10 protein-coding genes are annotated in these 14,326 nt (G+C 76.6%); 4 read left to right on the top strand and 6 right to left on the bottom strand.

Features of this window, described 5'->3' with window-relative positions; all coding sequences use genetic code 11:
- Both NP075_RS03095 and NP075_RS03090 read right to left on the bottom strand, forming a co-directional pair.
- Complete coding sequence (locus NP075_RS03095) at positions 1-1,155, bottom strand: AAA family ATPase (RefSeq protein WP_227566234.1); 1,155 nt, start codon at positions 1,153-1,155, stop codon at positions 1-3.
- A 17-nt stretch (positions 1,156-1,172) separates the two neighbouring features.
- Positions 1,173-2,249, bottom strand: coding sequence for a M15 family metallopeptidase (locus NP075_RS03090; protein WP_227566235.1), 1,077 nt, complete (start codon positions 2,247-2,249; stop codon positions 1,173-1,175).
- 285 nt (positions 2,250-2,534) lie between these two features.
- Here NP075_RS03090 and NP075_RS03085 point away from each other — a divergent pair, with 285 nt between their 5' ends.
- The 4 genes from NP075_RS03085 to NP075_RS03065 all read left to right on the top strand — a co-directional run bounded on the left by NP075_RS03085 (position 2,535) and on the right by NP075_RS03065 (position 9,051).
- Positions 2,535-2,951 (top strand): hypothetical protein, encoded by a 417-nt coding sequence (locus NP075_RS03085; RefSeq protein WP_227566236.1) that lies wholly within the window; start codon positions 2,535-2,537, stop codon positions 2,949-2,951.
- Positions 2,952-3,247: 296 nt separating this feature from the next.
- Positions 3,248-7,375: a S8 family serine peptidase gene (locus NP075_RS19045; protein WP_284439913.1), complete on the top strand. Its 4,128-nt coding sequence runs from the start codon at positions 3,248-3,250 to the stop codon at positions 7,373-7,375.
- 129 nt (positions 7,376-7,504) lie between these two features.
- Positions 7,505-8,380, top strand: coding sequence for a DUF3806 domain-containing protein (locus NP075_RS03070; protein ID WP_227566237.1), 876 nt, complete (start codon positions 7,505-7,507; stop codon positions 8,378-8,380).
- A 134-nt stretch (positions 8,381-8,514) separates the two neighbouring features.
- Positions 8,515-9,051, top strand: coding sequence for a hypothetical protein (locus NP075_RS03065; protein ID WP_227566238.1), 537 nt, complete (start codon positions 8,515-8,517; stop codon positions 9,049-9,051).
- Between the two features lie 12 nt (positions 9,052-9,063).
- On the opposite strand, the gene NP075_RS03060 is transcribed toward NP075_RS03065, so the two are convergent.
- The 4 genes from NP075_RS03060 to NP075_RS03040 all read right to left on the bottom strand — a co-directional run bounded on the left by NP075_RS03060 (position 9,064) and on the right by NP075_RS03040 (position 14,186).
- Positions 9,064-10,044 carry a 5'-3' exonuclease gene (locus NP075_RS03060; RefSeq protein WP_227566239.1) on the bottom strand — a complete coding sequence of 327 codons (981 nt, stop codon included), beginning with the start codon at positions 10,042-10,044 and terminating at the stop codon, positions 9,064-9,066.
- A 143-nt stretch (positions 10,045-10,187) separates the two neighbouring features.
- Entirely contained in the window at positions 10,188-11,735 is a 1,548-nt protein-coding gene (locus tag NP075_RS19040; RefSeq protein ID WP_284439912.1) for a hypothetical protein, read from the bottom strand.
- 232 nt (positions 11,736-11,967) lie between these two features.
- A complete protein-coding gene (locus NP075_RS03045) occupies positions 11,968-12,582 on the bottom strand; it encodes an RNA polymerase sigma factor (protein ID WP_308054152.1) in 615 nt (204 codons plus the stop codon).
- Positions 12,583-12,719: 137 nt separating this feature from the next.
- Positions 12,720-14,186, bottom strand: a complete 1,467-nt coding sequence (locus NP075_RS03040; RefSeq protein WP_227566241.1) for a MinD/ParA family ATP-binding protein — start codon at positions 14,184-14,186, stop codon at positions 12,720-12,722.
- Between the last annotated feature and the right edge of the window lie 140 nt (positions 14,187-14,326).

Here is a 14,326-nt window from a genome sequence, read left to right as displayed (position 1 = left end):
TCATCGCGCGCGTTCCAGGTGCCCCGCGACGACGTGCGGGGGTGCGCCGGCGGCCCGCAGCGCCCAGGCCGCGCGCGCGTGCAGCGCGCGGCGCTGGCCCTCGTCGAGCGCCGCGTACAACGACGTGCGGACCAGGTCGTGACGGAACACCAGGCGGTCCCCGCGGGCGTGCACGACCCCCGCGGCCAGGCCGTGGCGCAGCGTGCGCCAGCACTCCGTGACGGGCTCGCCCGCCAGCGCGGCGAGGTCCCCGACGACGAACGACGCACCCAGCACCGACGCCTGGCCGAGCATCTGCAGCACCTGCGGCCCCAGGTGCTGGACGTGCGCCCGCCCGACCCCGTCGAGCTCGTCGAGCCAGCCGGTGCCGATCGCCTCGACCACACCGCCCCGCCGCTCCAGCACGCCGCAGGCCTCGGCGGTGCGCACCACGTCGACGACGAGCCGCGGATTGCCGCCGGTGGTCGCCAGGACGCCCCGCAGCGCGGGACCGACCCGCGCCTGCAGCAGCTGCTGCGCGAGCTCCACGGTCCCGGCGGGGCCGAGCGGCCGCAGCTCGAGGTACCGCGCTCCGGCGCGCGTCCAGCCGGCGACGACGACGTCGAGCTCGTCGCGGTGCGGCACGCCGCGCATCGTCATGACCGTCAGCGCCCGCGGTAGCGCTCCCTCGCCGGCGAGGACGGCCAGGAGGTGCAGCGTGCACGTGTCCGCGAGGTGCACGTCCTCCAGCACGAGGACCCACGGGCCGTGCTCGCCGCGCCGCCGCACGAGGGCGGCGAACAGCTCGTCAGCACGCGCGAACCGCGCGGGCGCGTCGGCCCGGTCCGCCGGCAGCATGTCGAGGAGCGCCGCGAGCTCGGCGACCACCGGCCCGCGCTCGTCGCGTCCCCGGGAGGAGCCGAGCAGCGCGTCGGTGAGCAGCGCGTACGGTGCCGCGCCCGGTCCGACGGCCCGGCCCAGGCAGACCTCGACACCGAGCAGCGCCGCAGCGCCCTGCAGCGCCTCGACGAGGCGCGTGCGCCCGACCCCGGCCTCGCCCTCGAGCAGCACCGTCGCGCCGCCGCCGGTGGCGACGGACGACAGCAGCTCGTCGAGGTCGTCCAGCTCCGCCCCACGGCCCACGAGCGGGCGCGTCGGGGACGTCGGCTCGGTCATGGAGCCGATGGTATGACTCAGCCGACGTACTCCCAGTGCCACGGCTCCGGCTTGCTGCCGCCCTGGCGTGCCCACTCCGGGAGCGTCCACTGGTACGCGGGTGCGTGCTGGCGCATCCACTCGTGCTGCGCGGTCCCGAACGACTGCACGTTGCCGCCGAGGTCGACGGCCACGCCCATCCCGTGGTTCGACGTGCCCGGGGCGGCGCACAGGCGGCCCTTGTTCGCACGGCACGCGACCTGCGCCCCGTAGGAGCGGTAGGAGTCGGAGACGTCGAGGTGCGTCCCGAACTGCGCGAAGAACGCGGCGTCGAGCGCCTCGAGCGCCTGGGCGGCGTCGCAGCGCAGCAGCGCGGCGCTGTCGAAGGACACCCCGCACAGCGCGGAGCTGGGGATCTGGCCGTTCGCGTAGCCCTGCAGGGACGCCTTCCACGCGGCCCGCTGCGCCTCCTGCTCGGCCGCGACGCGCGCGGCCTCCTCGGCGGCGGCCTGGGCCGCGGCCGCCTCGGCCTTCTTCTGCTCCGTCGTGGTCAGCACGACGTCGGCCGCCTGCTTGACGCGGTCCAGCGCCTCGCGCAGGGGGGTCGTGGCCGGGTCGGCGACGTCGGGGAGCGTGACCTCGGCGAGCCGGTCGCCGGGCGCCACCTCGGGCTCCACCTCGACGCCCGGCGCGGCCGGGTCGACGGGTGCGGCCGCGACCGCGGCGGACTCGGTGTCGACCTGCGCCTCGGCCTCGGGCTCGGCGTCCTGGCTGCGCTCGGCGTCCTCGGCGCGCTCGGCGTCGCGCGAGACGTTGCGGCTGCGGACGGGCAGGTCCGAGGCCGTGACGTCCTCCATCGCGACCTGGAGGGCGGCGGTGGCGGCGTCGAGCTCGGCCAGCACCTCCTCGGGGACGGCGGCCTGCGCGGCGTCGGAGCGCACGCGGGACGCCTCGTCGACGACGGTCTGGGCGGCGGCGACGGCCTGCGTGCGCAGCTGCGCGAGGTAGGCGGTGGAGGCCCGTGCCGCGGCGGCGCGCGCCAGCTTGGACGTGTCGCTCGCGGTCGAGGTGGTGGTCGGCTCGTGGGCGTCGGCGGTCACCACGACGGCGCCCATGCTCAGCACGAGACCCAGTGCCACACCGCCCTGGGCGATGCGGGTGGGCAGCTTCGTCGCGCGTACGGCGCGGGGAACGGCGGTCGGCTGCGGGCGCGGGGCGACGTGCCTGCCGCCCGACGATCGACGCCGACGACTCGGCAATCTGTCACTCACGCGAAACACGTTAAGTGTTTCGGACGCCCGTCCAGACCACTTGAGGCCGAGATCACGAAAAGATCGTGTGCACATCCTGTTACCAGGGCGTCATACCACGGGCAAGCCGGGCGCACTACGCTGACGCCCGTGCTCGCAGACGACGACCGGCCCGCCCCGGCCGCCACCGTCCCGCCGTCCGCCCCCGCCGACGGCGGGCTCGACGACCTCTACGACATCGCGCGGCTGGCACGCCGCCTCGACGTCGAGCACGCGACGATCCGCGTGTGGCTGTCACGCAAGGTGCCGTGGCTCCCACCCCCCGACGGTCGCCTCAACGGCGGCGCGGTGTGGCGGGCGACGACGCTCGAGGGCATCGAGGAGCGGCGGTTCCGGCGACGCCCGGGCCGCAAGCCGCGGTTCTCGGCCGCACCCGCGGCGGCCGACGTGCCGCGCACGGGGTCGATCCCCATCGTCACCGCGCGGGTGCCCGCGCCGTCCGCGTCGCACACGGCCCCTGCCGTCCCCACCCCGCCGTACGGGCTCGACGCCCTCTCCTCGCGCTGACCACGGCCGCGCGCCGGCCACCCCGACCCCGCCCTCCGGCGCGGTCGACCACCCGCGCGCGCCTGCGGGCGGACGGCGGCGCGGCGCCGCCGCGCGGGTTCCGGCGGAACCCGGCGAAGCACCCCGAGCGCCAGATTGTGGAGATGGGGTGACGAATGCCCTACCGGTCAGTAACGTGCTCCGCGTGCCCGGGGTGTGTGACCCCAGCCACACCCCGGCATGACGAGCGTCGGTCCGTCCGGGCCCGTCCCGTCCTGCCCGCTCCGCGTCGTCCGACACCCCGGGATGAGACCGCCATGCCACGTCGCCCGCTCGCCGCCCTCACCGCCGTCTCCGTCGTCCTCGCGGGCGCCCTGCTCGGGGCGCCCGCCGCGAGCGCGGCACCCCCGCCCGACGACCCGTCCGGCCTGCTCGTCGACCGCGTCGTCCCGGTCGAGAAGGTCGAGGGCGTCGGCGAGGCCCTGGCGCAGGCCACGGGCACCGTGACCGCGTTCGTCGAGCTGGCGACCCCCTCGGGGGTCGAGGTCGCCGCGGACGGCGGCAGCCCGCAGGAGGTCCGCGAGGCGGCGGCCCGCACCGAGGACCTCGCGACGGACGTGGTCCCGGCGGAGGCGTCCGGCGCGAGCGCCCGCAGCACCACCGCCGCGCCGCAGCGCCTCGGCACCGTCACCAACCTCGTGTCGGGCACCCTCGTCCTGGGCGACGCCGCCCAGCTGCGCGCGCTCGCGGACGACCCGGACGTCCGCTCGGTCCGCCTCGTCGCCTCGCGCACGCTCGACAACGCGGCGCAGGTCGAGTTCACCCGGGCCCTGGCGACCTGGCAGGACACCGGCGCGGTCGGCACCGGCGTGCGCGTGGGCATCATCGACACCGGCCTGGACTACACGCACGCCGCCTTCGGCGGCCCCGGCACCGTCGAGGCGTACGCGGCGGCGTACGGCGCCGACGGCACCGGGCCCGTCCCCGCGGGCTCCTACGACCCCGCCAAGTACCTCGGCGGCATCGACTTCGCCGGCCAGGACTACGACGCGGGCGGCGAGGGCGCCCAGCTCGTGCCCGCCCCCGACGAGAACCCGATCGACGTCAACGGGCACGGCACGCACGTCGCCGGCACGACCGCCGGGTACGGGATCACCCCGGACGGCACGACGTTCGACGGCGACTACTCCGAGCTCACCTCGGTCCGCGACTGGCCCGTCGGCCCCGGCACCGCGCCGCGCGCCGGCCTCTACGCGCTCAAGGTCTTCGGCGACGTCGCCGGGTCCACCAGCCTCACGACGCTCGCGCTCGACCACGCGGCCGACCCGGACGGCGACGGCTCGTTCGACGACCGCCTCGACGTCCTCAACCTGTCGCTCGGCGGCGCCGGCGCGCCCGCGGACGACCCCGAGTCGCAGCAGGTCGCCGAGCTGACCGCGCTCGGGACGACCGTCGTGCTGTCCGCCGGCAACGAGGGGGACGTCGAGGACATCGGCGGCTCGCCCGGCAACGGCGCCGCCGGCCTGACGGTCGCGTGGTCCATCGGCAAGGACCTCGCGTTCGACGCCATGGAGGTCACCGAGGCGGCCGACCCGGGCCTCGTCGGCCGGCACACCGGGCAGAACTCCGTCGCCTACGCGGGCGACGACGTGACGGCTCCCGTCGCGTACGTCGGCGAGCGCTTCGACGGGTGCACCGCCTTCACGGCCGAGCAGGCCGCCGCCGTCGCCGGGAAGATCGCCTACCTGTGGTGGGACGACGACGACGCCAGCCGCCTGTGCGGCTCCGTCCTGCGGTTCAACAACGCGGCCGCGGCCGGTGCGGTCGGGGTGCTGCTGCCGACGGAGCTGCGGATCTTCTCTGCCGGCATCTCCGGCAACGCCGCGATCCCCGGCTTCCAGATGACCGCCACCACGACCGACGCGCTGCTGCCGGAGATCGAGTCCGGCACGCTCGTCGCCCGCATCGGCCCGTCGCTCGCGCTCACGACGCGCCAGGACGTCGGGGCCGACACCCTCAGCACCTCCTCGTCGCGCGGGGTGCACGGCTCCCTCGGCTGGGGCAAGCCGGACGTCGCCGCGCCCGGTCAGCAGATCGTCTCCGCCGACGTGGGCTCCGGCAACGGCGGCGCGTCGAGCAGCGGCACGTCGATGGCCGCCCCGCACGTGGCCGGCATCGCCGCCCTCGTCCGCGAGCAGCACCCGGGCTGGTCGGCCGCGCAGGTCAAGGCGTCGATCGTCAACACCGCGACGCACGACGTGGCCACGGAGCCCGGCGGCGACCTGTTCTACGGGCCCGCACGTGTCGGCTCCGGCCGTGTGGACACGCTCGCCGCGGTCACGAACGACACCCTCGTCTACAACGCGCAGACGCCGCAGCAGACGTCCGTGAGCTTCGGCGTCGTGCCCCTGGCCGACGAGCCGGTGACGATCCGCAAGGCCGTCACGGTCCAGAACCTCGGCTCGACGTCCCGCACGTACAGCACGCAGGTCACGTCCAGCACGACGTCCGGCGCGGCCTCCATCACCGCGGCACCGGCGAGCCTGCGGGTCCCCGCGGGCGGCACCGGGATCGTCACGCTGACGTTCACGGCCGACCCGGCCACCGTCGCACGCGAGATCGACCCGACCCAGCAGGTCGAGCAGCTGCCCCGCATGCCGCGCGAGTACGTCTCGCAGGTCTCCGGCCGGCTCGTCCTGACGTCGGGCGACGACCAGTGGCGCCTGCCCGTGCAGGGCACGCCGCGTCCCACGACGGACCTGCAGGCCGCGGACGTCACGTTCCCCGACCCGTCGGCGGGGACGGCCGAGCTCGCGTTCAGCGGGCGCGACGTCGAGGCCGACGGCTGGGTGGGCCTGGCCACGCCGCTCGTGCACGCCGCCGACTCCCCGCGTCTGGAGCCGCTGCCGGCGGGCACCGAGACCTCGCGGTCCACGATCGCCGCAGGTGACATCCGGCACGTGGGCTGGGCGTCGACCGCACCCGCGGTGACCGCCGCGGGCGGCGACCCGACGACCGAGGGCTACCTGGGCGTCGGCATCGCGACCGACGGCGACTGGGCGGTCCTCGGGCACTCGCTGCTCGCGCAGGTCCTGCTCGACACCGACGGCGACGGCGAGACCGACGTCATCGCTCTGGCCAGCAAGCTCGCCGACACGGACTACTCGGTCGTCCAGACCTACGACCCGGCGACCAACCAGCTGCTGGCGGACACGGAGCTGCTGTACCCCTTCGGCGGGAACTACGAGATGGGGGCCTTCGACAACAGCACGGTCGTCGTGCCGGTGCCCCTGTCCGCCCTCGGCGTCGAGCCGGGGACGCCGGTCGGCGTGCGGGCGCAGATGCTCAGCCCGTACGCGTTCGCCGGCGACGGCGTCGTCGACGAGGTCGGGCCGTTCACGGTCGACCCGTACAGCCCGCCGCTGTGGTTCGAGTCGAACATCGGCGCGGACTTCGTGTCGCAGGTGGGCGACGGCGCCACGATCGACGTGCACGGCGGCCCCGGTGCCGCCGACGCCGACGTGCTGGTGCTGCACCACCTCAACGGCACGGGCGACCGCGCCCAGGTGGTCGGCGTCGACGTCCCCGCGGCGATCGCGACGACCACGACCCTCGAGGTCGACTCCTCGCGGACCGCCGGTGAGGGCGCGCTCTTCCAGATGGCGCTGACGCCGCGCGAGGCCACCGGCACGTTCACGCTGTACGACGGCGACACCGCCCTGGGGACGACCGAGGTCGTCGACGGTGCGGGCGTCTGGAGCACCGATCAGCTGGGTGCCGGCCCGCACGCGCTGCGCGCGGAGTACACGCCGGACTCGCCCACGTACGCGCCGTCGACGTCGAACGTGGTCGAGATCGAGTTCGCCCCGTCGGCGTCCACCACGACGCTGAGCGTCACGCCGACCGTCGTCCGGTACGGCAGGCCGGTGACGGCGACCGTCACGGTGACGGGCCAGAGCTGGGCGCCGTCCGGGACCGTCACGATCAGCGAGCGCGGCAAGGTGCTCGCGACCGCCGACCTCACGGTCGACGGCCTGGTCGGGACGGCGACGGTCGAGCTGCCGCGCGACCTGGCGACCGGCACGCACCGGCTCGTCGCGGCGTTCGCGGGCGCCACGGACATCGCGGGCTCGCAGGCCACCGCGCAGGTGCGGGTCACGCCGGGGCAGGCGACGATCGCGCTCGAGACCGCGACGTGGACCGTGCCGCGCGGCAGCACGCCGACCGTCACGGTCCGGGTCGGCGGCGGCGAGGGCGCACCGGCGGCCACCGGGCGGGTCACCGTCCTGCTCGGCCTGCGCCCGGTGGGCACGTACCGCCTGGTCGACGGGGCGGCCACGGTGACGCTGCCGGCGGTCCGGTCCACCGACGTCGTCACCGCGGTGTACACCGGCGACGGCCGCTACCTGCCCGCGCTCACGCGGCACGCCGTCCGCGTGGGGTGACCCTCGGTGACGGGTGTCGCCCGGACGTCCGTCCGGGCGACACCCGTCCGCGCGGGTCAAGGCGCGCCCTGCCGGCGCCGATGCCCCCGCATGGGACTGGAACGAAGCGCGCCGCAAGAAAGCGGATCCGTGCTGCCGACGCCCCACGGGCCCGCGGGACCGCCCGCCCCCCGGCCGACGCCGGCCGAGCAGGCGACGCCCGTGCCGGACGAGGTGACGGACCACGTGCTGTCGGGCCGGACGCCCGACGCCGTCGCGCTGCTGCGCGTCGTCGAGCACCTCGCCGACGCACCCGCCATCGACCCGACGACCGGCGGCACGTCACCCGCCGACGACTCCGCCGCCGACGACAGCACTGCGGTCGACACCGACGCCGACAGCACGGCCGACGACACCAGCGCCGACAGCACGGCCGACGACACCGTCGCCGACAGCACGGCCGACGACACCGCGCCCCCGGTCGCCGCCCCCGCCCCGGCCGCCCTCGGGCCGACCGCCCTCGAGCCGCCCGCCAGCGCGCCACTTGCCCCCGCGCCACTCGCCACGGACGTCGTCGGTCCGGTGGCCGCGGCGCTGTCCGACACCCGTCACACCGTCGACGAGCTCAACGCCCCCGAGCGCGTCTTCCTCGCCCAGCAGCGCGCCCTGATCGGCGAGCTGTGCCCGGACCCGGCGGACGCCGACGCCGTCGGCGCCCTGTTCGACCGGGTGCGCGAGCAGTGGACGCAGGCGGAGGACCGGCCCGACCCGCGTCCGCTGGCCGAGGCGTTCGGCGTCGCCCTCGGCGACCTGGTGCGCGCCGGCGCGCCCGACCTGGCGTGGGCGACCTGCAGCGACCGCTACGGGGTCGAGATCGTGCTCGCGCGCCAGGACCCCGAGGTGCTCGTGTACCCCATCGCGTCGGTCGGCCAGTCGTGGTCGACGGCCGCGCCCGGGTGGTTCGTCGCGCACCTGGCGCACATCCTGCGGGGCGTCACCACGGAGCCCACCCCCGCCGACGCCTGACGTCGCCCCCGGCCGCACGGGCCCCGGCCGCTTCCTCCCCCGGAGCGCGCCGGGGCCCGTGCCTCGTGCCCGCACCGGACGACCCACCGCGAGTCGGACTCATCTCCGGCACCGGTCGTGTCGATACTGGTGCGGTGAAGACGTTCGACGACACCGGCATCTTCGAGCTGGTCGACGAGGCCCCGGAAGCCCCGGAGCCGCCCCGACGCGCGCGGCAGGCGGTGGCGGTGCTGGTGGCCGCGGCACTGGTCGTCGCCGCGGGCGTCGCCTGGCTGCTGCTCGCGCGCACGTCCGACGACACCGCGGCCGCTCCGATGACCGTCGCGCTGCTCGAGCGTGAGGCCCAGCCGACCGACGAGCTCCTCGCCGACGTGGTGGACGAGACGAGCATCGACCCCACCACCTCCCGGTTCGCCGTCCGCACGACAGCCGGCCAGCACTACGCCGCGAAGCGCTGGGACGGAGGCCTGTGCCTGGTCGTCGTCCCGGAGGGCGACGCGGCACGGGCCGTGTGCACGGCACCGTCCCCCACGGCGACGGTCACGCTCCTGGGCGAGGACTCCTCGCAGGTCCGGCTCGGCGCGGACGACGCCCCGGCCCCCGACGCCGCCGAGGGCTGGCGCAGCGCGGGGACGAACGTCTGGGTGCTCGACGCGCCCGCGGCCGGCTGAGCCGAGGACCCGTCAGGGGCGCCGGCCCGCGGCGTCGGTCAGGGCGTCGACGACGCGCCGCACGCTCGACGCCAGGCCCCAGCGCTCGGCGAGCGCGAGGAGCGCGTCGGGGTCCGCCGGCGTCGCCGGCAGGTGGTCGTCCACGTCCGCGACGGGCGCGTCGGGGGCGACGGTGACGACGCGGGGCGCGACCGCGAGGTAGTCCGCGGCGTCGGTCAGCCGGGTGCGCTGGGTGGCGGTCAGGCCGCGGTCGCCCGCGTCGCGGGCGGCGAGCACCCCCTCGAGCGTGCCGTAGCGGTGCAGCAGCGCGGCGGCGGTCTTCTCCCCGATGCCGGGCACGCCCGGCAGCCCGTCGCTCGGGTCCCCGCGCAGCACCGCCATGTCCGCGTACGCGCGCCCGGTGGGCACTCCGTACCGCTCGGCGAGGACGGCCTGGTCGACCTCCAGCATGTCCTTGACGCCCTTGACGGGGTACAGCACGCGCACCGGCACGTCGTCGTCGACGAGCTGGAACAGGTCGCGGTCCCCCGTGACGACGTCCACCGGCTCGCGCTCGCCGCGGGGGCGTGCGGCCTCCCGCGCGACGAGCGTGCCGATGACGTCGTCCGCCTCGTACCCCGCCGCGCCCAGGCGGGGGACGCCGAGCGCCGCGAGCACCTCGACGATCACCGGGACCTGCGCCGTCAGCGCCTCGGGCACCTCCTCCACGCCGGTCGTGCCGGGCACCTCACGCGCGACGCGGTGCGCCTTGTACGACGGCACCGCCTCGACGCGGAACGCCGGCCGCCAGTCCTCGTCCCAGCACGCGACGAGCCGCGTCGGCCGCCGATCGGTGACGAGCCGCGTGATCATCTCGAGCAGCCCGCGCACCGCGTTGACGGGGGTCCCGTCGGGTGCGCGCACCGAGTCGGGGACCCCGAAGTACGCGCGGAAGTACAGCGACGCGGAGTCGAGCAGGAGCAGGCGCCCGGCGGGGCCGGCGGTGGCGGTCATGAGGGCACCGTACCGAGCGGCACCCACAGGGGTGCACCGCCGGCACGGGACGACGGCGGGGCCGGGCGTGCCCCCTCCGGCACCACCCGGCCCCGCCGCTGCGCGAGCCCTCCGGCTCGCCGTCCTCGTCCCGCGCGCGACCCTCAGGCCGGGCTCAGGTCCAGCTGCTCGTCGACGACCGCGACGACGCTCCACGTCCCGCCGTCGGCGTCCGTGAGCTCCCACGCCGGGACGAGCAGGCTCGCCCCGGTCGGCGTCGACAGGTACGTGGCGCCGAGGCGGGCGCCCGTGATCGTCACCTCCTGCACCGGCCAGGCGATCGGGTCACCGGGCGACGGCACGGCGGGGACGGTCGGCTCGGCGGTCGCGCCGGGGTCCACGAAGCTCTCGGGCGCGAGGCCGTCGGCCGTCACCGCGTCCTGCACCACCCTGCCCCCGGCCCTCGCCGCGAGGGGCACGACACCGCCGTACGAGGCCCCGAACCGGGGGTCGTTGAGACGCTCGACCGCCGCGTCGGCGCTGACGACGTCGTAGCTGCCCAGCTCGACGAGCGTCGCCAGCGGCGCGGACACCGACTGCACGCCCGTCCCGGCGAGCTGCACGGACCAGCCGAGGCCCGTCTGCGTGCCGTCGACGACCTGCGCCCCCGTGACGCTCACGAGGCCCGGCACCCCGGTGTCGTCGGACACGGTGACCTCGTACCCGTCGACGTCGACGCCGAGGCGCGTCATGAGGTCGCGCGCGGCGGACGCCGCGGCGTCCCCGGTCGGGGTGGACGTCGGGTCGCACACGCTGGGGTCGGCCGGTGCCGGGTCCTGCGGGGCGACGGGCTCCGGGAGCGGCACGACCTGCGACGGCAGCGGCTCGACCATGACGTCGGGCTCGGGGACCTGCTGATCGGCCGCCTCCTGCTCCGCGGCCCCCGACGACGTGCTGCCGTCGAGCGTCTCGGGCGGGCCGACCGTGCACGTCGACGGGTCCCACGCGCGGTCGTAGAACCACATGCTCGCCTGCCCGTCGACGCTCACCTGGACGGTCGCCGCCGTGCCGTCGTTCGTCCCGACGGTCCACTGGCCCCACTCCAGGCGCGGCTCGCCGGGCACCCCCAGCACCTCGGCCACCTTCGCCGCCGTCGCGGCCGTCGCCACCGAGGCGTCGAACGCCCAGGCCGTCGCCGAGCCCGCGGGACCCTCGAGGCCGCTGCCGGAGAAGACCGTCCGGCCACCGAACCACCCGGGCGCGACCATGCTGCGGGCCGCGTCCTGCGCCGCCGCCAGCTCCGCCGTCGGGCCACCGGCGCCCTGCAGCGCGATGGCCGGTGCGGCCGGCGCGTCCGCTCCCGCCGCGCCGACGGCGTACCCCCCGCCGCCGACGAGCGCGACGCCCGCCGCCACCGCGGCGACCTGCAACCAGCGCGCCGGTCCACGCCGCCGCGCACGAGCCGCGGCGAGCTCGTCGGGCGCGGTCGCCGCCGACGCGAACGGCACCCCGGTCGTCTCGGTCAGCCGGGCGTGGAGCCGCGCGGTGTCCGGTGCGGCGCCGGCCGCGGGGTCGGCGGCACGCACCCGCGCCACGTCGGCGTCCGCGTCGGCGTCGGGACCGGTCGCGCGGCCGGTCGCGGCGTCGACGGTCGGGTCGGTCGGCGGCACGCCGGCCGCGTCGCCGTCGCGGGGGTCGCGCGTGTCGTCCATGGGTCCTCCTCGGTCGCACCCGGACCGTCGCCGAGCCGGTGGCTGTCTGTGCCCTCTGCTGTTCCTGTGTCCCCGCCCCCGCGGCTCTTGCATCCCGGTGGCCCCGGGCCCGGCGTCCCGACTCGTGGGACGGAGTCGTCGCGAGACCGGGCCCGGTGCGGCTCAGGGGGCCGATGGGCGTGCTGAGCCCGGTCTCGCGGGGGTCCGCGAGTGCCGTCGCGCGAGCAGGCCCTCAGGCGGTCGCGTCGAACGCCGCGCGCAACCGGCTGCGGGCGCGCGACAGCGCCGCGTCGGCGCCGCCCCGCCCGATCCCCAGGGCCGCCGCCAGCGCCTCGCCCGTCAGGCCTTCCCAGGCGTGCAGCAGCAGCACCTCGCGGTCGCGCGCCGACAGGCCGGCCAGCACGGTGCGCACCGTCTCGTCGCGCACGGCACGCAGCGCCGGGTCGTCGGCGTCGGTCTCCTCCGGGACGTCGGCGACGGGCACCGGACGGCTCTTGCGCCGGTGGTTCGCGACGACGAAGCCGGCGGTCCGGTAGAGCCACGGCAGCTCGGCGCCCTCCGGCACGTCCTCGCGGCGGCGCCACGCGACGGTGAGCACGTCGGCGGTCAGGTCCTCGACGTCGGAGCGCGCGACGCGCCGCACGACGTACCGGTGCACCGCCGTGCCGTGCGCGTGCACGAGGCCCTCGAACCACGCGGCGTCGCGCGCGGGGTCGCCGGCCACGGGGACGGTGTCGGCGGCCACGGCCACGCGGACGGCCGCGACGCCGCCGCTGTCGGACGTCGTGCCGTCGGCGCCGCTCACGGCGGTTCGGACGTCGGTGTCGTGCTCAGGCTGCGCGGGCACGGCGGCTCCCGGGTCGGGCGGGGGGACGGGCGGGTGAGGACGGTGCGCGCACCGCCCTCACCCTCCGGGTGTCGCGAGACCCCGGCTTCTTGCACGTCACGGTGCACCCGTCGCCGCCCACCCGTCGCGGGCGCGCGTCAGAGGCCGTCGGCCACCACGGCGGTCGCCCGGAGCCACGCGTCACGCGTCGCCGGACGCAGGGAGGCGTGGTCGATCGGGCCGCCCGTGACGAGCGCCTTGTCGTGCGGCACCTCCACGACGCCGCGCGTCAGCGCACCGAAGTGCGAGCGCAGCCGCTGGCGCAGGTCCTTGTCGACCTTCGGCTCGGGGTAGGACAGGATCGTCACGGCCTGCCGGACGAGCTCCTCCTGCCCCGTCGCCCGCAGCGCGTCGAGCGCCCACGCGGCCGACTGCGCGGTGTCCTCGCGCAGCGTCGAGACGACGACCAGCTGGTCGGCCGACTGCACCGCGGCCTGCCAGTTGGAGGCCCGCATGTTGTTGCCCGTGTCGACGACGAGCACGCGGTAGAACTGCGTGAGCACGTCGTGCAGCGACCGGTACGACGCCGCGTCGACGCTCTCGATGGACGCCGCGTTCTCGTCCGACGCGAGCACGTCGAACTGCTCGTCCTGCTGCGTACGGACGAACTGGTCCAGGTCGCCGATGCGCAGCGTGCCGCGCTGCGTGAGGTCCGGCAGGGCGTGCAGCAGGTCGACCGCGGTGCGCGTGTGGTCCCCGTGCGACGAGCGCCAGCCCAGCGTGCCGCGGGTCTCGTTGTTGTCCCACGCGAGGGTGTAGCCGCCGCGGGCCAGGCCGAACGTCGAGGCCAGCAGCATGGTCGCGGTCGTCTTGTGCGCGCCGCCCTTGGGGTTGACGACGACGACCGTGCGCGGGCCGTCGAACGTGCGGCGGATCGCGTCGACCTGCGTGCGCCGGGCCCGCTCCTGCGCACCGGGGCGCGGCTTGACCGCACCGAACGTCAGGCGCCGCACCGTGCGCTGCCACCCCTGCTCCGCCGGTCCCTCGTGGCCCGGGTGGCGGGCGGCGAGCAGGTCGTCGAGCGTCGGCAGCGTGGTGCTGTCGGCCGAGCGCCGCTCCGAGCGCGTCCCGCCGCGGGCGGCCTCGCCGGCCACCGGCACCGCACCGGACGCCGGCTGCGCGACGACCGGCGTCGCACCGGTCGGCACGGCGGGCGTCGGCGTGGACAGGGCCTCCGGCTCGGACCAGGTGTCCACCACGGGCACGGGTGCGACGTCCGTCTCCTCGGCCTCGTCGACCCGGCCGTCGGGGTGGATGAGCAGCGCCCACAGCCCGTCCGGGTCGCGCACCTCGACGGGCAGCGCCCGCCCGGCCTCCGCGGCGATGGCGGCGATGCGCGCCGTGACGGCGGCACCGGCCTCCGCGAGGTCGGCCATCGCGACGCGCTCGCGCACGCCGTCGACGGAGATCTCACCCGTGCCGTCCTCGCGGACCTCGGCCGTGATCTGGGGCAGGCGGGGCGCGTCGACGCCCTCCGCCACGGCCGCGACCGCACCCGTCGTGGCCTGCACCGCACCCGTCGTGGTGCTCGGCTCCGTGGCCACGTTGCCGCCCTTGCGCGTCATGTCAGCTCCCTACGTCCCGCCCGGCACGCGAACGTCCGTCGACCGGCCCCCGCAGGCGCGAGCACGCCACATCCTGGACGAACGTATCGTCAGACCTGCGTGGCCGCACAACGGGCGGCACGTGGCGCTCGGCACACAGG

The organism is Cellulomonas wangsupingiae (assembly GCF_024508275.1).
Taxonomy (GTDB): domain Bacteria; phylum Actinomycetota; class Actinomycetes; order Actinomycetales; family Cellulomonadaceae; genus Cellulomonas; species Cellulomonas wangsupingiae.
The sequence above is the reverse complement of the archived record's forward strand: the minus strand, read 5'-3'. Positions and strand labels throughout refer to the sequence as shown.